Below are 23,130 nucleotides of genomic sequence, written 5' to 3'. Positions count from 1 at the left end.
TGAAGGGCGACGTCTGAAATAATGCCATTCACGTCTAAAAAATTACGGGTCACGTCTGAAAACTATAAGTCTCATTGCCGCAAAGCTTGCAATGACAACGGAGAGCCAACTTAGGCTCTCCGTTTTTTTGCATAATTGCGTATAGTTTGGGAAAATAGAATGGAACGAATCGTAAAGTTAGGGTGAGCAAAATGAAGTCTATAGTTCAACATTTACCAGAGTCCGTCCTATCGCAAATACTGGAGAACGCTTTTCAATGGTTTGTCGTGGTCGATAAAAATTCCAGAATTCTATATATCAACGAAGACTATTGTCGTTTTTTAGAAGTTGAACGAGATCAAGCTATTGGAAAACCAGTGGATGAAGTCATCGAAAACACAAAAATGCACGAAGTTATTAAATCAGGAATCGCGGACGAAGCATCTCCTCATTACATAAAAGGGACATATATGCTCGCCAATCGCGTACCTTTAATAGTAGATGGGAAAATCGTCGGTGCCTTCGGGAGTGTTGTCTTTCGGGATATGAACGATTGGAAAAAGCTTAGCTCTCATGTAAGGACCACTATGGATAAAATAAACATGACTTCTAATGATACCCCTAACAAATCGTACCGACTTGAAGACATTAAGGGTAGTTCACAAGCGATTCGGTCGATTAAGGAAACGATTCAAATGATTGCCCCGAGCGACTTATCCGTCTTGATAGAAGGAGAAAGTGGTACGGGAAAAGAACTGTTTGCACAAAGTATTCATGAACGTTCAGAACGAGCGGATTTGCCATTTGTAAAAATAAATTGTGCTGCAATCCCTGCGGAATTATTAGAATCCGAAATTTTTGGTTCTTATAATAAACTCGATAATCAGCATCGAAAAGGGCGCTTTGAACTTGCTGATAAAGGAACCCTGTTTATCGATGAAATTGGTGCTATGCCATTGACCATTCAAGCGAAGCTACTAAGAGCTATTCAAGAAGGTGAAGTTGAACCGATTGGTTCCCATATCACGAAGCAAGTGAACGTGAGAATCCTTGCAGCGACAAATCGCCCCCTTGAACATTTAATTGAACAAGGCAAATTCCGTGAAGATTTGTATTACCGGATTCAAGCCATAACGCTGCGCATTCCCCCGTTAAGAGAGCGTATGGAAGATTTTACAGAACTGGCTAATACATTTTTACAGCAATACATATTAAAAGCAGGGAAGCGTAGACTTGTGCTATCGAGCCGAACGAGAGAGTATTTACAAAACTATCATTGGCCGGGTAATGTCCGTGAATTACAAAATGTTATTCAAGCAGCAGTTTATTTAGCTGAGGATGAAACAATTGAACCTTCTGCTTTGCCAGAACAATTAAAGCAGGTTCGAAAAAAACCACTCCCGATATTAATTAATCTGCAAGATGCAATCGAAGACCTAGAACGCACAATGATCCAACAAGCACTAGTAGATGAAATGGATAAGAGAGTAATAGCGAAACAGTTAGGACTGAGTCGTTCTACCCTTTATGAAAAAATAAAAAAATACAACTTATGACCCAATTCCGAAAAAACGGACTTAATTCCGATTTTCTGGACACTATTTTCCGACAAAATTACTGATAATTTCGAAAAAAAATTACGAAAGTCCAGAAATTCGGACAAAAAACAGAATGAATTCCGACAAAAACTTGTCACATCTGCTATTGCGTGAAAATCACGCTTCTGTTTTAATTGCTAGTGAAAGCGCTTTTATTAAAAATTCAAACGATTTCTTTTAAGGAGGAAACCCAATGAAGCCTATTTATTCTTCTGCAGAAGAGGCTGTACAACAAATTCAAAATGGAGCCACATTAATGGTCGGTGGTTTTGGATTAGTTGGTATACCAGAAAAATTGATTCTTGCACTTGTTGATAAAGGAGTAACTGATTTAACCGTTATCTCGAATAACTGTGGAATTGATGACTGGGGACTTGGACTTTTATTGAAAAATAAACAAATAAAAAAGATGATTGGTTCATATGTTGGTGAAAACAAGGAATTTGAACGCCAAGTACTATCTGGCGAAATCGAAGTGGAGTTGACGCCTCAAGGGACTTTAGCTGAAAAAATTCGTGCGGGCGGCGCAGGAATTCCGGCATTCTTTACTCCAGCAGGTGTTGGTACAACCGTTGCTGAAGGAAAAGAAATTCGTGAGTTTGACGGTAAGGAATATGTGCTTGAGGAAGCATTGAAAGCTGACTTTGCACTTGTTCGTGCTGCAAAAGCTGATAAGTTTGGGAATCTTGTTTATAACAAAACAGCGCAAAACTTTAATCCGATGATGGCGGCTGCAGGGAAATTCACGATTGCAGAAGTAGAAGAAATAGTTGAAACAGGAGACTTGGATCCGAACGTGATTCAAACACCAAGTATCTATGTACAAGGACTACTACAAGCATCTCAAGAAAAACGGATTGAACGTTTAACGACTCGTTCATAAGACAGGAGGAGACAAACAGCATGGAAAAAATTAATGTCAGAGAACGTATTGCTATTCGAGCTGAACAAGAAATTGAAGATGGAAACTATGTAAACTTAGGAATTGGAATGCCAACCTTGGTGGCTAACTATATTTCTCCTAATAAAACAGTAGTTTTACAATCCGAAAACGGGTTACTTGGAATCGGACCTTACCCAACAAAAGATGAAGTGGATCCGGACTTAATCAATGCAGGAAAGGAAACGGTTACAACAATTCCTGGTTCTGCCTTTTTCACAAGCGCTGAGTCTTTTGCTATGATTCGCGGTGGACATGTTGACGTAGCCATTCTTGGCGGGATGGAAGTTTCAGAGACTGGTGATTTAGCAAACTGGATGATTCCAGGCAAAATGATTAAGGGCATGGGCGGTGCTATGGATTTAGTTCATGGTGCTAAGAAAATTATCGTCATCATGGATCATGTTGCAAAAGATGGTTCAGCTAAAATCAAAAAGCAATGTGAATTACCATTAACAGGTAAAGGCGTTGTTAACAAAATTATTACTGAACGAGCATTAATTGAAGTAACACCAACTGGTTTAGTTTTAAAAGAAGTTTTTGAAGGATTCACTGTTCAAGACGTCATAGATTCTACTGAAGCTTCTTTAAATGTTGATAATGTAAAAGAAAACGTGAAGTTCTAAAACGTCTTAATAAAATTTCGGGGGAGATTTATTCGTGGATACAAGTATTGTATTAAGTATGATTGGTCTTATTGGGGGACTAGCTTTACTAATTTTCTTAACACTGAAGGGTGTTAATATTTTAATCGGTGGCCCGATTTCTGCATTATTTGTTGCCGTTATGAGTGGTCTGCCATTATTTCCTCAAATGGTTGAAGAAGGAGCAGCAAACTTTGTTACCAGTTATATGACAGGTTTTACATCATTCATTTTAGCTTGGTACTTAATGTTCTTACTTGGTGCTGTTTTTGGAAAAGTAATGGAAGACAGTGGCGCTGCTGATTCAGTTGCCAAATGGTTTGTTTCTAAATTAGGCATGAAGTTTGCCGTGCTTGCAATTGTACTTGCTTGTGCTGTTCTTACATACGGCGGTGTGAGTTTGTTCGTCGTAGCATTCTCTGTTTATCCAATGGCTATCTCTTTATTTAAACAAGCAGATTTACCACGTCGTTTTATTCCAGCAACATTAGCTTTAGGATCTGTAACATTTACAATGACTTCTGCAGGTTCTCCAGAAATTCAAAACTGGATTCCAATTCCATTTTTAGGTACAAATCAATTTGCTGGTTGGGAAGTCAGTCTTATCGTAGCTGCTTTCATGGCAGTCTTTGGTTATTGGTGGTTGAAAAAACTTGTTACGAAGGCAGTCAATAAAGGTGAGCGTTTTGAAAATCGTGAAACGGATCCAACATTTGATGTAAACCGACCATTACCAAATCCATTTTTAGCAATGATTCCATTATTAGTTGTTTTGGTTATTTCGTTCATTTTCCATGAAGAATTAAAAACTTCAGCATTAATTGTTGCCTTGCTTGGCGGTATTATCGCAACATTTATCGTTAGTTGGAAATACTTTAAAGCTCCTTGGGAAGCTGTATCTGCGGGTACTGTAGGTGCTATTATCGCAATTGGTAACACTGCTGCGGTTGTAGGATTCGGTGGAGTTGCAAAATCTGTGCCTGCATTCCAGGTAGCAGTTGATGCAATGACAAACATTCCTGGTTCTCCTTTAATCGGAGCTGCTGTAGCGGTATCAGTAATCGCAGGTATGACTGGTTCAGCTTCTGGTGGGCAAGCTATCGCTCTACCATTATTAGCACCAGGTTACCTGGATGCCGGTGTTAACCCTGAAGCGTTACACCGTGTTGTGGCCATTTCATCTGGAGCGCTTGATTCTCTACCACACAATGGCTATGTTGTAACAACTATCACTTCAATTTGCGGTGAGAAATATAGTCAAGCTTATTGGGCAGTAGCAGCAACTACAGTTATTACACCAGCAATCGGTGTAGTAATTGCGATTATACTATTCACGTTAGGTTTTGGAATCGAATAAATTAATTCAGCCGCCTAGTGCGGCTGATTTTTTTCACTGACTAAAATTTATAAACATTAATATAAGAAAAGACATCTGTTTGCACCATTTCCGGTACAAACTGTGATTTTTATTTGGAGGGAATCAAAATGGTAAAAGATAAAGTATTATTCATTACAGGTGCAGCACAAGGAATTGGTTTTCAAATTGCAAAAGAATTTGCACAAGCTGGTGCGAAAGTGGTTTTGACAGATTTGAATGAAGAAAAAGTAAAAGAAGCTGCTGCTTCACTTGGTTCAGATGCCATTGGTTTAAAATGTGACGTAACTGTAGAAGATGAAATCATCAAATCTATAGAAGAAACAATTGCCCATTTTGGCAAACTTGATATTCTGATCAACAATGCAGGAATGCAGCATGTTGCAATGCTGGAAGATTTTCCGACTGCACGCTTTGAATTGTTAGTAAAGATCATGTTAACTGCTCCATTTATCGCCACGAAAAATGTATTGCCACATATGCGCAAACAAGGCTTTGGCCGTATTATCAATATGGCCTCAATTAACGGATTAGTAGGATTTGCTGGTAAATCCGCATATAACTCGGCTAAGCATGGCGTGATCGGATTAACTAAAGTTGCTGCACTTGAAACAGCAGCTGACGGCATTACAGTAAATGCAATTTGTCCGGGTTATGTGGACACACCACTTGTGCGTAATCAATTGCAAGATTTGGCAACAACCCGAAAAGTTCCACTTGAATCAGTGCTTGAAGAAGTTATTTATCCATTGGTTCCACAAAAGCGTTTACTAGACGTAAAAGAAATCGCTGACTTAGCTATGTTCTTATCGAGCGAATCGGCAAAAGGGATGACTGGACAGGCAGTGGTTTTGGACGGCGGATATACTGTTCAATAAATCTTGTGCTTTTTGAAAACTTCGATTACAATAAAAAACAATAGTGTAAGACTGTGAAAAGGATCAGTAAATAATGTTGTGTTTTGTAGAGAGCCGACGGTTGGTGCAAGTCGGTATCACAAGTTATTGAACTCGCCTTGGAGTCTGCAGTGGTGAAGTAGTAGTAACCGGTGCCGTTTTCCGCGTTAAGGAAACAAGTTGAGCAATTTTTATTGCTAATTTGGGTGGTACCGCGGGAGTATGCGTATAACTCTCGTCCCTTAGTCTTTTTGACTAATGGACGAGAGTTTTTTTATTTGGCTTGATAATCGCCCGAGAAATGCGTAGCTAACAAGCGAAATATCAATAGCAATGTTTAACAGGGCCATAATTTAAAGGAGGAAAAGATATGAATTTTAAACATCAACAGATTGAAAAGAAGTGGCAATCGTATTGGGAACAAAATAAAACATTTAAAACAGGGAACGATTCATCAAAACCGAAGTTTTATGCTTTGGATATGTTTCCTTTCCCTTCTGGTGCAGGACTGCATGTAGGTCACCCGGAAGGATACACGGCAACTGATATCTTAAGCAGATTCAAGCGTATGCAAGGATACAATGTTTTGCATCCAATGGGATGGGATGCATTTGGTCTACCTGCTGAACAATATGCACTTGATACAGGGAATGACCCAGCTGAATTTACGGCAAAAAACATTGCAACATTCAAGCGCCAAATTCAGGAACTTGGCTTCTCATATGATTGGGAACGTGAAATCAATACTACGGATCCTTCTTATTACAAGTGGACGCAATGGATTTTCCTTCAACTACATAAAAAGGGATTGGCTTACGTAGATGAAGTGGCAGTAAACTGGTGCCCAGCACTTGGAACTGTTCTTGCAAACGAAGAAGTGATTGACGGAAAATCAGAACGCGGCGGACACCCTGTTGAAAGACGTCCGATGAAACAATGGATGCTTAAAATTACAGCTTATGCCGATCGTTTGATTGAAGATTTGGATGATTTGGATTGGCCGGAAAGCATTAAAGATATGCAACGTAACTGGGTGGGACGCTCAGAGGGTGCAGAATTGACATTCAAAGTCGATGAAACTGAACATTCATTCCGTGCATTTACTACACGTCCGGATACGATCTTTGGCGCTACATACGCTGTATTAGCACCAGAGCATGCATTGGTTAAAGATATTACGACTGCTGAACAACGTGAAGCAGTAGAAAAATATATTGAATCCGTGAAACTGAAAAGCGACTTGGAACGTACCGATTTGGCGAAATCAAAAACCGGTGTATTTACAGGTGCTTATGCACTTAACCCTGTAAATGGAGAGAAAATGCCGATTTGGATTGCTGACTATGTATTGGCTTCATATGGTACAGGGGCAATTATGGCCGTACCTGCTCATGACGAACGTGATTATGAATTTGCTAAGCAATTTGAACTTCCTATTGTTGAAGTTGTTGCAGGTGGAGACATTTCTAAAGAAGCGTATGCAGGTGAAGGTGAGCATGTAAACTCTGATTTCTTGAATGGTCTAGACAAAACGGAAGCAATTGAAAAAGCAATTACTTGGTTTGAAGAAAAAGGAACAGGCGAAAAGAAAGTAACGTATCGTCTTCGTGATTGGTTATTCAGCCGTCAACGTTACTGGGGAGAGCCGATTCCTGTAATTCACTGGGAAGATGGATCGATTACAGCGATCGATGAATCAGAACTTCCACTGATTTTACCGAAATCTAATGACATTAAACCAAGTGGAACGGGTGAATCACCACTTGCTAAAATTGATGAATGGGTAAACGTTATTGACCCGAAAACGGGCATGAAAGGACGTCGTGAGACGAATACAATGCCAAACTGGGCAGGTAGTTGCTGGTATTACTTGCGATATATTGATCCAACGAACGATCAAGCCATTGCAGACCCGGAATTAATCAAACAATGGTTGCCTGTCGATATTTATATCGGTGGAGCGGAACACGCAGTACTTCATTTACTGTACGCTCGTTTCTGGCACAAAGTGTTGTACGATATTGGTGTTGTGCCAACGAAAGAACCATTCCAAAAACTATTCAACCAAGGAATGATCTTGGGCGAAAATAACGAAAAAATGTCTAAATCAAAAGGGAATGTCGTGAATCCTGACGATATCGTGGAAAGCCACGGTGCAGACACTCTTCGTTTATATGAAATGTTTATGGGACCTTTGGACGCATCAATCGCTTGGTCGGAAAATGGACTTGACGGTGCCCGTCGATTCCTGGACCGGATTTGGCGCTTGTTCGTAAACGAAGACGGTTCAATCAGCAATAAAATTGTGGATACAAACGATGGAACTCTCGAAAAAGTATATCATCAAACAGTGAAGAAAGTGACGGAAGACTACGAAGGAATTCGTTTCAATACGGCAATTTCACAAATGATGGTCTTTATCAATGACGCTTATAAAGCGCCACAAATTCCGGTTGAATATGTAAAAGGTTTTGTTCAGCTTCTTGCTCCTGTTGCACCACATGTGGCAGAAGAGCTTTGGGAAAAACTTGGAGGCAGCGAAACGATATCCTATGTTGCTTGGCCGACATTCGACGAGTCCAAATTAGTTGAAAACGAAATTGAAATGGCTATTCAATTCAATGGCAAGGTTCGTACGAAAATAGTTGTCAGCAAAGACTTCTCGAAAGATGAGTTGGAGAAAGCTGTTTTACAAGACGAAAAAGTGATTGAAATTCTTGACGGAAAAGAAATCAAAAAAGTCATTGCCATTCCTGGTAAGCTTGTGAATATTGTGGTTGGCTAATGGAACCGATACATGTTGTATTAATACTTGTCGTCATCGCATTTTCTTGGAAGATTTTCTCGATTATGCGTCACCCGGAAATTTCTAAATCGAACAAACGGATGGCGCTCAGTGTATTTGTCATTTCACTGATCTCATTCGCCATTGCATTATATTTTGCAGGTTAAAAGGCAACCTCAGTCACTCTTAAAAGTGGCTGGGGTTTTTCTATGGTCATTTTCATCTCAGTCTTATTTTTCAGCATTCAGGTCTGAAAAAATCACAATCATTTCAGAAAGTAAATTAAGCAGTGCTATACTAATACATATATTGCAAGTATTCGAAAAAAAGGTGGGAACCCTTTCAATGGATAATACAAGTTTTTTACTGGATTCTTTTAAACAAACGAAATTCCAAGTTGGTGGACATGGAACAAGAAACGTTCAGATATTGAAAGATGCCTTCGACTTTGTTGAAGGTCAGTCAGTGAGCGATCTGTATGGGAAAGGGGAAGTTATTGAAGCCTTTCAAGCAAAGATGGCTGCGTATTTAGGGAAAGAATCAGTCGTATTTTTCCCGAGTGGCACGATGGCACAGCAAATCGCCTTACGTATCTGGTGTGATAAAAAAGATGTGAGAAAAGTGGCTTATCATCCATTGAGCCATTTAGAAATACATGAGGAAGACGGCTTGAAGGAATTGCATCACATCGAAACGGTATTGTTGGCTGACAAACACAGGGTAATTGAGCTGGATGATGTGCTAACTATGAAAGAAGAGATTGCTTGTTTATTGCTAGAGTTACCTCAGCGTGAAATAGGCGGTCAATTACCGTCTTATGAAACTGTTGAAAAAATCTCGATTCATTGCCGAGAAAAAGGAATTATGTTGCATTTGGATGGTGCCAGACTTCTTGAAATACTTCCTTATTATCAAAAGACTGCTAGTGAAATCTGCAGTTTGTTTGATAGCGTGTATGTGTCGGTCTACAAAGGGATAGGTGGAATTGCTGGGGCAATTCTGGCAGGTGATCGAGACTTTACGCAAGAATCAAAGATTTGGAAGCGACGTCATGGGGGAGATCTGATTAGCCTTTACCCATATATAATCAGTGCCGATTATTATTTTGATCAAAGATCAGAAAAAATGAGTCAATATTTTGAGCATGCAAAAGAGCTTGCCACACTTTTTAACTCTTGCTATGGAGTTACGACATTGCCTCAAGAACCTGTCTCAAATATGTTCCACGTTCATTTCCAAATGGTCAAAGAACAAATGGAAACGATTTTAGCGGGAATCTATAAAGAGACGGGGATTGGTCTATCTAGTTATTTAAGGGCAACATCTGATGAGAGTTGTTTCTTTGAAATGACCTTAGGAGACTTGTATGAGAGTGTACCAAAAAGTGAGTTAGAGAAAACATTTATATTGCTTGATCAGAAGATGAAAGAGATTAAGAGTTAATGCTATGGAAGGGAGAAGTGACAAAATCACTTTTCCCTTTCCTTTATTTGTACATACTTCTTGCTAGTATTTAGAAACCTAATAATTATCGATTAATGTCCGACGAAATTGAGGGCGAAATTAAAAGGGGCGAGATTAAATCGGAGGCATAGTATCAACCAAAAAATTAATCGGGTACCTATTATGTTAAAGCACTCCGTCCTGAAAAATCCATGTTCCTTTATATATCAGAATGAATTCAGAAGGTATAAATTACCTTCTTTTTCATTGTTTAATCCATGTTATGATTCGTTAGGAGCTTTACATTTTCAAATTTTAAGATATTAAAATACTGATAGGAAGCCTAGGAGGAATACATACTTGAAGAAACTTATATCATTAGTTCTGCTGATGTCTTTATTCAGTGGGGTATCATCAGTTAGTGCAATGTCAACGTTTAAGGAACCACCTTTCCAAGCGTATAAAGTAACCCAAGGGGATTCATTTTGGTTTATTGCTAATCGATACGGATTAGATTACAAAAAATTAATGGAGCTAAACCCAACAGTTGACCCTATGCAAATGAAAGTGGGATCAGTGATTCAACTAAAACCAGCTTCACAATCAACTCCAGTCCCATCAACCCCAGCTTCAACCGTTCTTTCAGCATACGAACAACAAGTGGTTACACTGGTAAATCAAGAACGTGCAAAAGTATCTCTTCCTGCTTTGAAAGTTGATGAGAAATTATCTGAAGTAGCAGGCATCAAATCACAAGATATGAAAAATCTTAATAGAATGTCCCATGACGGAACTTATGGATCACCTTTCGATATGATGAAACATTTTGGAGTTACATATAAATCAGCTGGTGAAAATATTGCTCAAGGTCAAACAACCCCTGCAGCAGTCATGAAAGCTTGGATGAATTCTCCAGGTCATAAAGCTAACATCTTGAGTAAAAACTTTACTCATATCGGAGTTGGCCATGTAGCAAGTGGAAACTATTGGACTCAACAGTTTATAGGAAAATAAGAAAAAGAAGTGTGGTTAATTCCATGCTTCTTTTTTCAAACACACCCCTGTGTCAGAAACAACCGTGAAATTTTCAACAATCATGAAAATTCTAGCTAACGTGAATGTTTCCGACACAGAGGGGATACTAAAAAAATGGAGCTGTGTGATTTAATCACGCTGCTCCATTTTTGATTTAAGTGACCATTTGTCACAAAAAATTATTTATATTCTACGGGTACATATGGAATCGTTTTAGCATATTGTGCAGCACTCATGCCGGCGATTTTCCCAGTAACGAGAGCAGAGGTAATGTTATACCCGCCAGTATAGCCGTGGATATCCAAAATCTCACCGCAGAAGTACAAACCTGGTTTTTTCTTGGAAGCCATTGTTTTCGGTTCAATTTCTTTCACCGAAACGCCACCGCCTGTTACGAATGCTTTTTCGATTGGTTGCGTACCATTAACTTTCATCGTAAATGATTTCAATAGCCCGGCTAATATCCGAACTTTTTCATTGGACAGGTTGGCACCAATTTCATTCGGCTCGATACCTGCACGATTTAATAAAAAGAGCAACCAGCGCTCAGGCGCGACGCCTTTCCACACATTCTTCACGGATTTTTTCGCGTCTTCCTTCATCAACTTGACGAGCATCTGGAAAGTCGACTCAGCATTTTCCTGAGGCAAGGAATCGATAACCATATCAACCGGAGATTCACCATTTTTCATACGTTCTTTTACAACAAATTGACTGCAGCGTAAAATGGCTGGACCGCTTAAACCGAAATGGGTAAATAACATGTCCATTTGATGAGTAATTAAAACTTTTCCTTTTTTATTCAAAACAGAGACAGCGACATCTCGAAGAGCAAGTCCTTGAAGTTCTTTTGAGCGAATAAATTTTTCATCCGACAACAACGGCACTTCAGTCGGATACAACGTCGTTACTGTATGTCCAGCGCGTTGTGCCCATGGATAACCGTCACCAGTTGAACCTGTTTGTGGCACAGCTTTCCCGCCAACAGCAAGTACAACAGATTTACTTAAGATTTCTTGTCCACTTTTCAGACGGACGCCAAGAACTTTATCTTCGTTCATCAGAAGTTTCGCGACCGGTCTTTCGAAAAGCACTTCAACACGTAACTTTTCAAGCTGACGTACCAACGTATCCACCACATCCTGAGCGCGATTGGAAACAGGGAACATACGCCCGTGATCTTCTTCTTTCAGCTCAACACCAAGACCTTCAAAGAACGTAATGATGTCTTCATTATTGAAAACCGAGAAAGGACTATACAAGAACCGGCCATTGCCTGGAATGTGTTTCACAATTTCTTCCTGAGATAACCGGTTCGTAACGTTACAACGTCCGCCACCCGATATCGCCAATTTTTTTCCGAGTTTTGTTCCTTTTTCAAGAAGCAATACTTTTTTTCCAATTTCTCCAGCAGCAATAGCTGCCATTAATCCAGAGGGACCGCCTCCGACAATAATTACATCATACATGGATAAACACACTTTCTTCTTTTTTCTTTATTATAAACCATTTGTGGTTTTCATGTTCGAGGGGTAAAATATCCTGTAGGTTAAAAATTTAGAGGTCAGGAAGTTAAACATGTCAAATAACTTATATAAAGGTACGGCCATTCTGACAATTGGTCTATTCCTTTCGAAAATACTAGGGGTTATTTATATCATCCCATTTTACTCAATGGTTGGAGAAGATAATATTGGTCTGTACCAATATGCTTATATTCCATATAACTTGATGTTAGCAGTTGCAATTTCAGGGGCTCCATTAGCTTTCTCAAAGTTTGTCTCGAAATACAATTCGTTAGGAGATTATGAAACGGGAAGACGGTTACTGAAATCAGGATTGATGGCGATGTTGGTGACAGGAGTTCTATCATTCCTATTCTTGTATTTCTTTGCAGAGCCTCTGGCAAAAGTAACCATTGCTGAAGATGAAAAAATCTATTCAGTTAAAGACGTTACGGAAGCCATTCAATGGGTAAGTTTCGCGTTGATTGTTGTGCCATTTATGAGCTTACTTCGAGGATTCTTCCAAGGGTACAGTTTCATGATGCCAACCGCATCTTCACAGTTAATTGAACAAATTGTTCGGATTATCTTTTTACTCGGTGGCGCATTCCTAGTCTTGAACGTCTTTGGTGGGACACCGAAAGTAGCCATTCAAGTGGCCGTGTTATCAGCATTTGTCGGTGCACTTGGTGGCATCGTTGTGCTTTATTACTATTGGCGGAAAAAGAAACCAGAATATGATCTTTTACTAGCAAGTTCGACTGAATCTTACGATGTGAACTTAAAAGATATGTATAAAGAAATTTTAGTTTATGCAATTCCAGTAGTATTTTTAGGGATTGCAAATCCACTGTTCCAATTTGTGGATTTATTAACATTCAATCGTGCAATGAGTGACGCAGGACATTCATTGAAAACCGATTATTTAGGGATTCTGAATCTCACCGCACATAAATTAGTTATGATTCCGGTCATGCTTGCGACTGGATTCTCCATGGCGCTGATCCCTTTGGTAACTAAATACTTTACGACGAATGAGCATAAGCAATTGTCACGAACGCTTGATCAGACATTCCAAATCCTATATTTCCTTACACTACCTGCAGTAGTAGGAATGACGGTTCTAGCTACTGAACTCTATCATTTATTCTATAAACAAAGTGCAGTAGGTTCAGATATTCTGGCTCATTACTTGCCGGTTGCCATTTTATTTAGTCTGTTTCCTGTAACAGCTGCTATCTTGCAAGGGATAAATCAGCAAAAGTGGATTATTCTTAACTTGCTCGTGGGTTTGTTAATAAAATTAGCATTAAACATTCCGTTAATCGGACTGTGGGAAACGAATGGTGCCATAGCAGCGACGATAATTGGATATAGCGTGGCTATATTCATGAACTTTGCCGTACTGGTGGTCACGCAAAACTACCGCTCCATTCTATTAATAAGAAGAATTGCGCTTATTACTGGTTTGAATGTGGCGATGCTGATTGCAGCAGTAATTGCCCGACTGTTATTAATACAAGTAATGCCAGCAGAATCGAAGTTTGGTGCAATGCTAATTATTTTAATTGTCGGTGCAATCGGCGGTTTGGTATACGGCGCATTAGCTCTTCGTCTGGGAATAGCTCAAAAACTATTGGGCGAACGATTAACGAAATATACGAAGAAATTTGGTTTTTAAGGTGGTTCATTTATGAGATTGGATAAATTGCTTTCAAATATGGGCTATGGTTCCAGAAAAGAAGTTAAGCTCTTGCTTAAATCAAAAGCAGTTGAGGTAAACGGTACTGTTGCGAAAGATGTTTCCATGCATGTGGATACGGAAAAAGATGCGATTGTTGTTTATGGAGAAGAAGTTATTTATACGGAGTTTATCTATTTGATGATGAACAAACCACCTGGTGTCATTTCTGCAACGGAAGATAAGAAAGATGAAACCGTCATTGATTTACTTGATCCAGTGGTGCAACATTTCAAACCATTTCCGGTTGGACGTCTGGATAAAGACACAGAAGGTCTGTTGATTCTTACGAATGACGGCCATCTTTCTCATCAGTTATTATCCCCCAAAAAACATGTGCCGAAATTATATTTCGCCATTATTGATGGTCGAGTAACGGAAGACGATGTGAAGAAATTTAAAGAAGGTGTCACGCTGGATGATGGGTATTTCACAAAACCTGGCGATCTGACTATTTTATCAAGTGGTGAAGTTTCTGAAATCGAGTTGACAATTATGGAGGGCAAGTTTCATCAAGTGAAACGAATGTTTGAATCTGTAGGGAAGAAAGTGACGTATTTAAAACGGATGCGTATGGGTTCTCTTCAATTGGATGAAACACTCGAGCTTGGAGATTATCGACCATTAACAGAAGCTGAACTAGAGGCATTACAACAGAAAGAATGACCGAGAATTTCTCGGTCATTCTTTTTTTACCATGATTAAGTTTTCTAAGATGTCATTTTTACGCGTTTGTTCGTCGTTGTCCAACTGCCTCGACTCGGACTGCTGACCAAGTCATTAAAGGCTAACACATTCAAATCTCTTTGAACGGTGCGAGGAGTGATGCCGAATTCATCGACTAAATCTTGTGTCGTTACAATCCCGTGATCTCGGATAAACATGTACACATCTTTAATACGATTGAGCATCCGATCAGTAGTTGGTTTCAATGTTGAACCACTCCTTCATCTTATGTTCTCTTGGCAAAGACTAGCGGACGATATGATGAGCCTCAAAGGACTCTTAAAATTGAATAGAGTGCCGTAGACAGCCCCTTTTCTATTAGTTCGTCAAACTACTGTTGTCTGACAATTCAATTATAAATGAAAATCAATTTGAAATCTAGCATATTCACTTAAATTTACATAGACTTTACATAGAGTTTGAATGAAACACGAACAAATTTAAAATAAAGTCGGTTATTGTTCGTTAAACAAGAAAATGAAAATGACCCCTATGATTTTCTGATGAAAGGTGTAGAATAGCTTTAAGAAAGTGGCAGGAGGAATTTAAACGTGATCAACTGGATCGAAGAAGCAAAGAAAAAACAGGATGAACTTTTAACAGAATTACAACAACTTATACAAATTCCGAGTGTGCTGGATGAAACGCAATCGTCAACTGAACATCCATTTGGTCCAGAGCCACTAAAAGCTTTGGAGTGGATGCTTCAAAAAGGGAAAGAAGCGGGTATGCAAGTAAAAAACGTCGACCAAATGGCTGGTCACATTGAAATGGGTGAAGGGGAAGAACTTCTTGGTATATTGGGTCATGTCGATGTTGTCCCAGCAGGCAAAGGCTGGACTTATCCACCGTTTGAAGGTCATATCGAAAACGACCGTTTGTATGGAAGAGGTGCTATTGACGATAAAGGCCCTACGATGGCAGCCTGGATGGCCATGAAAATGGTAAAAGAGGCTGGAGTTCCACTGAATAAACGTGTGCGATTAATTATTGGCACAGATGAAGAAAGTGGTTTCCGTTGTGTAGAGCGCTATTTTGAAAAAGAAGAAATGCCGCATATTGGTTTTGCACCGGATGCTGATTTCCCGATTATCAATGCTGAAAAAGGGATTTCAACTTTACGATTCACTACAGACAATTTGGAACAGGATGAACAGTTGCAATCTTTCCAAGCAGGCACACGTACCAACATGGTCCCTGATTTAGCAACAGCTGTTTTAATGGGTGATCGAGATACAATTGAACATGAATTTCAGCAGTTCGCACAGCAACATCAGCTACAAGGTTTTGTGCAATTAAAAGACCAAGCCATTCACCTTACTCTTGAAGGAAAATCAGCGCATGCCATGGAACCGAATGATGGCATTAATGCCGGTGTGTATTTGGCAGAATTCCTGAAGGATATTGTGAAAACTACGGGTTCGAAGACTTTTGTTGAATTCGTTGCAACTTCATTCATGAATGATTCAAGAGGGCACGCATTTGGTTTGAACTACAAAGATGAGATGTCAGGTGATACAACATTAAATGCAGGAATTCTCTCTTTTAATCCTGCAACAGGTGGAAGTGTGGACGTTAGCTTAAGGTATTCTGTGACTTATGATTTTGAGAAACAATTGACTCATTGCCAGGCGATGATAAGTGAAAAAGCGATAGCAGTAGATGTCACATCTAACTCAGAACCTCATTATATTGAAGAATCGGATGAACTTATTCAAAGTTTGTCACGTGTATATGAGCGTCAAACCGGTGAAAAGGCAACATTGCTGTCTATTGGTGGAGGTACGTACGCCCGTGTACTTAAAAAAGGCGTCGCTTTCGGAATGCTCTTCCCAGGTGAGAAAGATGTTGCTCATCAAGTGGATGAATTTGTAGATATACCAAATTTAATAAAAGCGGTCGCAATCTATGCAGATGCAATTTGTGAACTTGCTTCAAATCAATCTTAGAAAGAAGGATTTATATGAATTGGGTACTGTGGAATGATCGATTAGTTAAAGACGAGGAAATTTGTTTATCAAAAGAAGACCGAGGCTACCAATTTGGTGACGGCATTTACGAAGTCATCCGAGTATACAAAGGCAGTATGTTTACAGCGAAGGAACACATTGATCGCTTATACGAAAGTGCCGAAAAAATTAAATTAGTCATTCCATATACAAAAGATGTATTTCATAAAATGATGTACGATTTAATTGAAGCAAACGAAGTGACGACAGGCCAGGTGTATGTGCAAATTACACGTGGCTCAAGTCCAAGGCAACACCAATTTCCAATCGAATCGGTTGAACCAGTATTAACGGCTTACACGAAGGAAGTTGACCGTCCTGTTTCCCAAATGGCAAATGGCGTTGCTGCCAAAACGATTGAAGATGTCCGCTGGTTGCGTTGTGATATTAAGAGTCTGAACTTACTTGGTAATATCATGGCGAAACAAGAAGCTCATGAAAGTGGATGTTTTGAGGCGATTTTACATAGAGGAGATACGATTACTGAAGGTTCTTCTTCAAATATGTACGGCATTAAAGACGGCGTTCTTTACACACATCCTGCAACAAACTTAATCCTAAATGGCATCACGCGTCGCGTCATTCTGGCATGCTGCGAAGAAATCGGTTTACCGGTAGTGGAACAGCCGATGTCTCTATCAACTGTTTATGCGAATGATGAATTCTTTATGTCTTCGACAACTTCCGAAATCATGCCGATTGTCGTTATCGATGGCGTGCCAATTGGAACAGGCTTACCTGGCGAGTGGACAAAAAAATTACAGACTGCATTTGAAGCGAAAATTGAGCAAGCGGTGCATGCTTAGTTCAACCCCTCTTCACTACGGTGGAGGGGTATTTTTTTTATCCTTAATCCTGTAAACTAAATTGTATAAAAAGGGTGGTGTATAGGGGATGCAACATTATTTCATCGGGGTAAAACTACCAATTGAGCTGTCTCGTCAACTCGTTCCTTCACGAGATGGTTGGCAATTGGAACAAACACACAAAAGGTTGCCAGCTGCAGAGGATCTGCATATCACGTTAGTTTATTTAGGAGCTGTGGAAAGCGGAAAGCTTAATTCATTGATGCTAGCGTTGGAAGACATTGACTATTTGAAAACTATGATTGTTACACTAGATGGAGTTTCAACATTTGGAAATCCCACTACGCCACGTGTCATCTATGCAGCGATCGAGGAACAACCGAAATTGATCGAATTGCAAAGTGCAGTCCTAGAAAAATGCCTGGATCTTTCATTACCTGTGGATAGCAAGAAGTTTATACCACATATCACTTTAGCCAAAAAGTGGAGAGGTCAACAAGAACATTTTTCAAAAGACATGCATATAGCATCAGACAAATTCAGTATAAAAGAGTTTTCCTTATACTCAATCAATCCCGGAGTCACCCCGTCTTATCAAGCAATCCATACCATTACCTTAAAGGACTAAACGGATGAAAACAACAATCATTGTAAATCCCACAGCAGGAAACGGAAAGTCGTTGAAACGCTGGGAACAATTCAAACATAAATTAAATTTCACATACGATTTACACATGACAACCAGTCCAAAACACGCGACTGCTTTAGCTAGAAAATGTGCTGAAACAGGAGAGTCCCAGTTAATTATTGCTTTTGGAGGAGACGGTACTGCGCATGAGGTAATAGAAGGAGTTCTCGATAGTTCGAATTGCATCGTTGGAGTCGTTGGAGCTGGTTCAGGCAACGATTTTGGACGAGGATTTTTATCTTTTAGACACGCACACGAGGTAAATAACTATGTGCAGTCCCAAAGGTCGGCAATTGAAATGGATGTTGGTTTAATGAACAATCAAGATAAAGCGTACTACTTCGTCAACAATGCAGGAATCGGTTTTGATGCATACATTGCCTACCAAGTGAACAAATCACCAGTCAAAAAAATATTGAATAAATTCAATCTCGGTAAACTAGCTTATACTTTCTATTTGATTAAGACATTGGTGACATTTAAACACTTTGACTTAACAGTAGATATGCCGAATCATACCAAAAAGCTTGAGAAGGTGTGGTTTGCCACTGTAAGTAATCAGCCGTATTTTGGAGGTGGCATGAAAATTTCGCCTCAGTCCAATCCAGCTGATGGTCAAATTGAATTAACCGTTGTCCATCATTTATCACGAATTAAACTGTTACTCGTGTTTGTTTCCGTATTTTTCGGGAAGCATACTTCGTTTAAAGAAGTCCATCAAATGTCAGCTACATCTTTTACTTTAACAACAAATGATACTATGTATCGTCACACAGATGGAGAGTACGCGGGGAAGACGTCACCACATCTTGCAGATGAATTTTCCGTACTACCTAATCGATGGAAAATAACAAAATTGGCATAAGCTTGACGATAGTAGAATCTTGGATGATAATTTATAGTCGAAAAGCACGAATGAAAGTAGGAATAGATTATGAGATTACGTAATAAACCGTGGGCAGAAGATTTTATCGCTGCAAACCCACATATAGTGATTCCAAATCCGGAAGATCATAAAGGAAAATGGGGAGAAGTCTTTCAAAATGACAATCCTTTGCATATTGAAGTAGGTACAGGAAAAGGACAATTTGTAACAGGAATGGCGAAAGCCAATCCGAATATTAATTATATGGGGATCGAGTTATATGATAGTGTCATCGTTTCAGCTCTTGAAAATGCGTTGGAAGCTGGTACATTGCCAAACTTGAAACTATTAAAGGTGAATGGGGCACATTTGGCTAAATTCTTTGAAAAGAATGATGTCAGTCGTGTTTATTTAAACTTCTCGGATCCTTGGCCAAAAACGAGACATGAGAAAAGAAGATTATCTCACGGGGACTTCTTGAAGTTATACGAATCAATTTTGGTTGATAATGGAGAAGTACATTTCAAAACAGACAACCGTGGACTTTTTGAATTCTCGTTAATGAGTATGTCCGCATATGGCATGTTATTAAAATATGTTTCTCTGGATTTACACGTAAACATGCCAGAAGATAATATTATGACGGAATACGAAGAAAAGTTTTCTGCAAAAGGACAACCTATCTATCGCCTTGAATCACAATTTATGACGAAAAAGGCTGATTAAAAATCAAACATGCTCGCCACGCAATCAAGAGATTGTCGTGGCGTTTTTTGATACACTGAAAACAGTACAAAGGAGGGTTCCAAATGGATCAATACATATTTCACAAAATGACTTTATCATGGTTAAAAGGTGGCTTCACAAATTTGGACGGGGGCTCTATGTTTGGTGTGGTCCCAAAAATGCTCTGGTCAAAAAAATATCCAGCAAACGATTCAAACCAAATTGGTATGAGTACTGACCCAATTCTAATTCAAGTAGATGGGAAAAACTTATTAATTGATACCGGTGTAGGTTTCAATAAAATGGACGAGCGACAATTACGTAATAATGGTGTACAAGCTCAGTCTCAACTTGAGGATTCATTGGCTTCGTTAGGGTTATTGTCTGAGGATATTGATTATGTTCTTATGACACATATGCATGCAGATCATGCATCTGGTCTGACAAAAAGAGAAAACGATCAACTTGTTTCTACTTTCCCGAATGCGAAAATTCATTTATCTGCTATTGAGTGGAACGAAGTACGTAATCCTAACATTCGTTCAAGAAATACATATTGGAAAGAAAATTGGGAAGCTATCCAAAGTCAGGTAGAAATATTCGAAGGCGAACTGGAGGTTCTTCCTGGAGTCCGCATGATTCATACAGGGGGTCACAGTGAAGGGCATAGCATCATCAAGCTCGAACAAAATGGCGAAACGATCATCCACATGGCGGATATCATGCCGACTCATGCCCATCAAAATCCGCTTTGGGTTCTCGCTTTTGACGATTACCCGATGACTTCTGTCTTTGCCAAAGAAAAAATCATGGCAGAGGCATTGGCTAACGGGCATTCATTCATTTTCTACCATGACGCCTACTACCGTTTGATTAAGTGGGATGAAACAGGGAAAGAAATCATCGAAAAATTAGAACGGTCTAACAATTAATCCTTTTACTTCAAAGGTCATAGAAAAGATTTAGAAAGAATTATTGACTGGTACCTGACCTAAATATATAAACAAGGGGAGATGTGACTTGATTACATCTCCCCCTGTAATTACAGAGAATTCCTTCGACAAGTCTACGTTAGGCGTTCTCAGTAACGGAAATCAACAATATAGTTTAATCGAGTTTATAAAAAAGCAATCCCTCAAAAAAACGGGATCGCTTTTGTCTTATATTTTAATTAACTCAACGACAGTACCTGTTCGTGCATCAGCAAAGAATTCAAATTGCTCGATTTCGCCTTCCCGCACGCGTGAAATGCCACCTCTGTAAACATCTGTTGAAATCGCTTGACGTTTGAAAGGTTCCGTTTTCATATAAATCCATGAACCATCAATGGGTCCTTCAGCTTTAAATGATTGTTTGATACCATGTAAAACGAGTTCGGCCGGCTTTGTAGGGTCAATTCGATGGGCAGCTTCGCGAATTAAGAACCCTGCTGCAATACCCGTGGAAAAACCAAGAAGTAAATCTCTTGTTCTCATTAAAAAACCTCCTAATATAACCATTTTTTTCAGTGTATCATAATTGAGTTCCATAAACAGATATTAAGCCATACATAAGAATAATTCGAAGGTCGAAGAAAAAAGATGGAAATGTTCAGATAAATCAACTACAATATGAAGGACTGTATGTACTTAGGGGGATAAGACATTGAACTCAGAAACACTGCAATTATTTAAAACATTAACTGAACTTCCAGGCGCTCCAGGTAATGAACACGCTATGAGAAAGTTTATGAGAAGCGAACTTGAAAAATACTCTGATGAAATTGTCCAAGACCATTTAGGTGGTATTTTTGGCTTGAAAAAAGGGGATGACCAAGGCCCTCGTATCATGGTTGCTGGACATATGGATGAAGTCGGCTTCATGGTGACGCAAATTACAGAAAACGGCATGCTGCGATTCCAGCCACTAGGTGGATGGTGGAGCCAGGTCTTACTTGCACAACGCGTCGAAATTATCACAGATAATGGGCCTGTTGTAGGAGTGATCGGATCGATTCCCCCACATTTATTAAGCGATGCTGTTCGCAACAAACCAATGGATATTAAAAACATGCTTATTGATATTGGTGCAGATGATTTGGAAGATGCCAAGAAAATTGGGATCAAACCTGGTCAACAAATTGTGCCGGTCTGTGCGTTTACGCCGATGGCAAATAATAAAAAAATATTAGCCAAGGCTTGGGATAACCGTTATGGTTGTGGACTTGCAATCGAATTATTAAAAGAACTCAAAGATGAAAAATTACCAAATACATTGTATTCTGGTGCTAATGTTATGGAAGAAGTGGGTCTAAGAGGAGCACAAACTGCTGCCAGCTTAATCAAACCTGACTTGTTCTTTGCACTTGATGCCAGCCCTGCAAATGATATGTCAGGCTCAAAAACAGAATTCGGCCAACTTGGGAAAGGTACTTTACTTCGTATTTTTGACAAATCCATGATTACACATCGTGGAATGCGCGAATTTGTTTTGGATACTGCTGAAACTCATAATATTCCATATCAATATTTCATTTCTCAAGGTGGAACAGATGCTGGGCGTGTGCATATGTCTAATGAGGGTGTTCCGAGTGCAGTAGTTGGAATATGTTCGCGTTATATTCATACATCGGGCTCCATCATTCACACGGATGACTATGCTGCGGCAAAAGAACTGATTGTGAAACTAGTCCGTTCTGCTGACAAAACAACACTCGAAACAATCCGTCAAAACGTTTAGAAAATATAAATTTAGCAAAAAGTGCCTGAAAAGGTGCTTTTTTTGTGTGCAAACAAGGAGGTAATTATGAAAATTACTATTGGAACAAAAAATCAGGCTAAAGTGCAAGCAGTTGAAAAGGTATGCTCTATGTACCTGGAAACTTACGATTTCCTAGCACTTGCTGTACCCTCAAATGTTTCGGACCAACCAATTGGAGATGAAGAAACCTTACTCGGTGCAAAGAACAGGGCATTGCTTGCATTAAAGGAATCGCAAGCAGACATGTCTTTCGGACTTGAAGGAGGAGTTAAAGAATTAAATGGCCAATTATTTGTATGTAATTGGGGAATACTTCATACGAAAAAAGGTCAGCAATTTATCGCTGGTGGCGCACAAATCCCATTGCCGGAAGAAGTGGCGGCAGCAATTCGAAAAGGGGAAGAGCTCGGTCCTGTAATGGATGCATACACGAAACAAGTAGGCATACGTCATAAAGAAGGTGCTGTCGGTGTATTCACAAATGGAATTGTCAATCGAGGAGATATGTTTGAACACATCGTCAAACTATTGATTGGACAATACTTTAATGCTAATCAAACGCAAAAAACGACTTAAGTTGCAACGATATGGGAACCATATTAAAATAAAGCAGAGTGCTTTCATGGAATG

General features: G+C 39.4%; 22 protein-coding genes and 1 other annotated feature. Of the genes, 19 read left to right on the top strand and 3 right to left on the bottom strand.

The window, feature by feature from the left end:
• Positions 1-191 precede the first annotated feature (191 nt).
• The 9 genes from ACQKEV_RS11235 (at position 192) to ACQKEV_RS11195 (ending at position 10,674) form a co-directional block, all read left to right on the top strand.
• Complete coding sequence (locus ACQKEV_RS11235; RefSeq protein WP_427444939.1) at positions 192-1,535, top strand: sigma-54 interaction domain-containing protein; 1,344 nt, start codon at positions 192-194, stop codon at positions 1,533-1,535.
• A gap of 235 nt (positions 1,536-1,770) precedes the next feature.
• A complete protein-coding gene (locus ACQKEV_RS11230) occupies positions 1,771-2,460 on the top strand; it encodes a CoA transferase subunit A (protein ID WP_427444941.1) in 690 nt (229 codons plus the stop codon).
• 20 nt (positions 2,461-2,480) lie between these two features.
• The gene (locus tag ACQKEV_RS11225; protein ID WP_427444943.1) at positions 2,481-3,143 is read left to right on the top strand and encodes a 3-oxoacid CoA-transferase subunit B; all 663 of its coding nucleotides are present in this window, start codon (positions 2,481-2,483) and stop codon (positions 3,141-3,143) included.
• A gap of 58 nt (positions 3,144-3,201) precedes the next feature.
• Positions 3,202-4,518, top strand: coding sequence for a GntP family permease (locus ACQKEV_RS11220; protein ID WP_427446232.1), 1,317 nt, complete (start codon positions 3,202-3,204; stop codon positions 4,516-4,518).
• A gap of 128 nt (positions 4,519-4,646) precedes the next feature.
• Positions 4,647-5,414, top strand: a complete 768-nt coding sequence (locus ACQKEV_RS11215; protein WP_427444945.1) for a 3-hydroxybutyrate dehydrogenase — start codon at positions 4,647-4,649, stop codon at positions 5,412-5,414.
• A gap of 44 nt (positions 5,415-5,458) precedes the next feature.
• Positions 5,459-5,678, top strand: a binding site (T-box leader).
• 124 nt (positions 5,679-5,802) lie between these two features.
• Positions 5,803-8,217 carry a leucine--tRNA ligase gene (gene leuS / locus ACQKEV_RS11210; protein WP_427444948.1) on the top strand — a complete coding sequence of 805 codons (2,415 nt, stop codon included), beginning with the start codon at positions 5,803-5,805 and terminating at the stop codon, positions 8,215-8,217.
• Positions 8,217-8,384 carry a hypothetical protein gene (locus ACQKEV_RS11205; protein WP_427444951.1) on the top strand — a complete coding sequence of 56 codons (168 nt, stop codon included), beginning with the start codon at positions 8,217-8,219 and terminating at the stop codon, positions 8,382-8,384. Before leuS ends, ACQKEV_RS11205 begins: the two co-directional genes overlap by 1 nt.
• Before the next feature lie 178 nt (positions 8,385-8,562).
• Positions 8,563-9,660, top strand: coding sequence for a threonine aldolase family protein (locus tag ACQKEV_RS11200; protein ID WP_427444954.1), 1,098 nt, complete (start codon positions 8,563-8,565; stop codon positions 9,658-9,660).
• Positions 9,661-10,020: 360 nt separating this feature from the next.
• Entirely contained in the window at positions 10,021-10,674 is a 654-nt protein-coding gene (locus ACQKEV_RS11195; RefSeq protein ID WP_427444956.1) for a CAP domain-containing protein, read from the top strand.
• Between the two features lie 200 nt (positions 10,675-10,874).
• On the opposite strand, the gene ACQKEV_RS11190 is transcribed toward ACQKEV_RS11195, so the two are convergent.
• Complete coding sequence (locus ACQKEV_RS11190) at positions 10,875-12,164, bottom strand: NAD(P)/FAD-dependent oxidoreductase (RefSeq protein WP_427444959.1); 1,290 nt, start codon at positions 12,162-12,164, stop codon at positions 10,875-10,877.
• Positions 12,165-12,273: 109 nt separating this feature from the next.
• Between ACQKEV_RS11190 and ACQKEV_RS11185 the strand changes: the two genes are divergently transcribed.
• Together ACQKEV_RS11185 and ACQKEV_RS11180 are read left to right on the top strand one after the other, a co-directional pair.
• Complete coding sequence (locus tag ACQKEV_RS11185) at positions 12,274-13,881, top strand: putative polysaccharide biosynthesis protein (RefSeq protein WP_427444962.1); 1,608 nt, start codon at positions 12,274-12,276, stop codon at positions 13,879-13,881.
• A 12-nt stretch (positions 13,882-13,893) separates the two neighbouring features.
• Positions 13,894-14,607, top strand: coding sequence for a pseudouridine synthase (locus tag ACQKEV_RS11180; protein WP_427444965.1), 714 nt, complete (start codon positions 13,894-13,896; stop codon positions 14,605-14,607).
• Positions 14,608-14,651: 44 nt separating this feature from the next.
• Here the strand turns inward: ACQKEV_RS11180 and ACQKEV_RS11175 are convergent, their stop codons facing one another.
• Complete coding sequence (locus tag ACQKEV_RS11175) at positions 14,652-14,873, bottom strand: DeoR family transcriptional regulator (RefSeq protein WP_269925438.1); 222 nt, start codon at positions 14,871-14,873, stop codon at positions 14,652-14,654.
• Between the two features lie 345 nt (positions 14,874-15,218).
• On the opposite strand from ACQKEV_RS11175, the gene pepV reads away from it, so the two are divergent.
• From pepV to ACQKEV_RS11145, 6 genes are all read left to right on the top strand, one after another.
• Positions 15,219-16,616: a dipeptidase PepV gene (pepV, locus tag ACQKEV_RS11170; RefSeq protein ID WP_427444968.1), complete on the top strand. Its 1,398-nt coding sequence runs from the start codon at positions 15,219-15,221 to the stop codon at positions 16,614-16,616.
• A gap of 14 nt (positions 16,617-16,630) precedes the next feature.
• On the top strand, positions 16,631-17,482 hold the full coding sequence (gene dat, locus ACQKEV_RS11165) for a D-amino-acid transaminase (protein WP_427444970.1): 852 nt from the start codon (positions 16,631-16,633) through the stop codon (positions 17,480-17,482).
• A gap of 88 nt (positions 17,483-17,570) precedes the next feature.
• Positions 17,571-18,110: an RNA 2',3'-cyclic phosphodiesterase gene (gene thpR / locus ACQKEV_RS11160; protein ID WP_427444973.1), complete on the top strand. Its 540-nt coding sequence runs from the start codon at positions 17,571-17,573 to the stop codon at positions 18,108-18,110.
• A 4-nt stretch (positions 18,111-18,114) separates the two neighbouring features.
• Positions 18,115-19,035 carry a diacylglycerol/lipid kinase family protein gene (locus ACQKEV_RS11155; protein WP_427444975.1) on the top strand — a complete coding sequence of 307 codons (921 nt, stop codon included), beginning with the start codon at positions 18,115-18,117 and terminating at the stop codon, positions 19,033-19,035.
• Positions 19,036-19,104: 69 nt separating this feature from the next.
• A complete protein-coding gene (gene trmB, locus ACQKEV_RS11150; RefSeq protein WP_427444977.1) occupies positions 19,105-19,761 on the top strand; it encodes a tRNA (guanosine(46)-N7)-methyltransferase TrmB in 657 nt (218 codons plus the stop codon).
• A gap of 83 nt (positions 19,762-19,844) precedes the next feature.
• Positions 19,845-20,693, top strand: coding sequence for a YtnP family quorum-quenching lactonase (locus ACQKEV_RS11145; RefSeq protein WP_427444980.1), 849 nt, complete (start codon positions 19,845-19,847; stop codon positions 20,691-20,693).
• A 228-nt stretch (positions 20,694-20,921) separates the two neighbouring features.
• Here the strand turns inward: ACQKEV_RS11145 and ACQKEV_RS11140 are convergent, their stop codons facing one another.
• Complete coding sequence (locus tag ACQKEV_RS11140) at positions 20,922-21,236, bottom strand: hypothetical protein (RefSeq protein WP_269925431.1); 315 nt, start codon at positions 21,234-21,236, stop codon at positions 20,922-20,924.
• 169 nt (positions 21,237-21,405) lie between these two features.
• Here ACQKEV_RS11140 and ACQKEV_RS11135 point away from each other — a divergent pair, with 169 nt between their 5' ends.
• Both ACQKEV_RS11135 and ACQKEV_RS11130 read left to right on the top strand, forming a co-directional pair.
• Positions 21,406-22,479, top strand: coding sequence for a M42 family metallopeptidase (locus ACQKEV_RS11135; protein WP_427444983.1), 1,074 nt, complete (start codon positions 21,406-21,408; stop codon positions 22,477-22,479).
• Positions 22,480-22,545: 66 nt separating this feature from the next.
• Complete coding sequence (locus tag ACQKEV_RS11130) at positions 22,546-23,076, top strand: DUF84 family protein (RefSeq protein WP_427444985.1); 531 nt, start codon at positions 22,546-22,548, stop codon at positions 23,074-23,076.
• The last annotated feature ends 54 nt before the right edge of the window (positions 23,077-23,130 follow it).

The organism is Paenisporosarcina sp. NPDC076907, from assembly GCF_050269735.1.
In the GTDB taxonomy this organism is placed as follows: Bacteria; Bacillota; Bacilli; order Bacillales_A; family Planococcaceae; genus Paenisporosarcina.
This window is presented reverse-complemented; position numbering and strand designations above follow the sequence as displayed.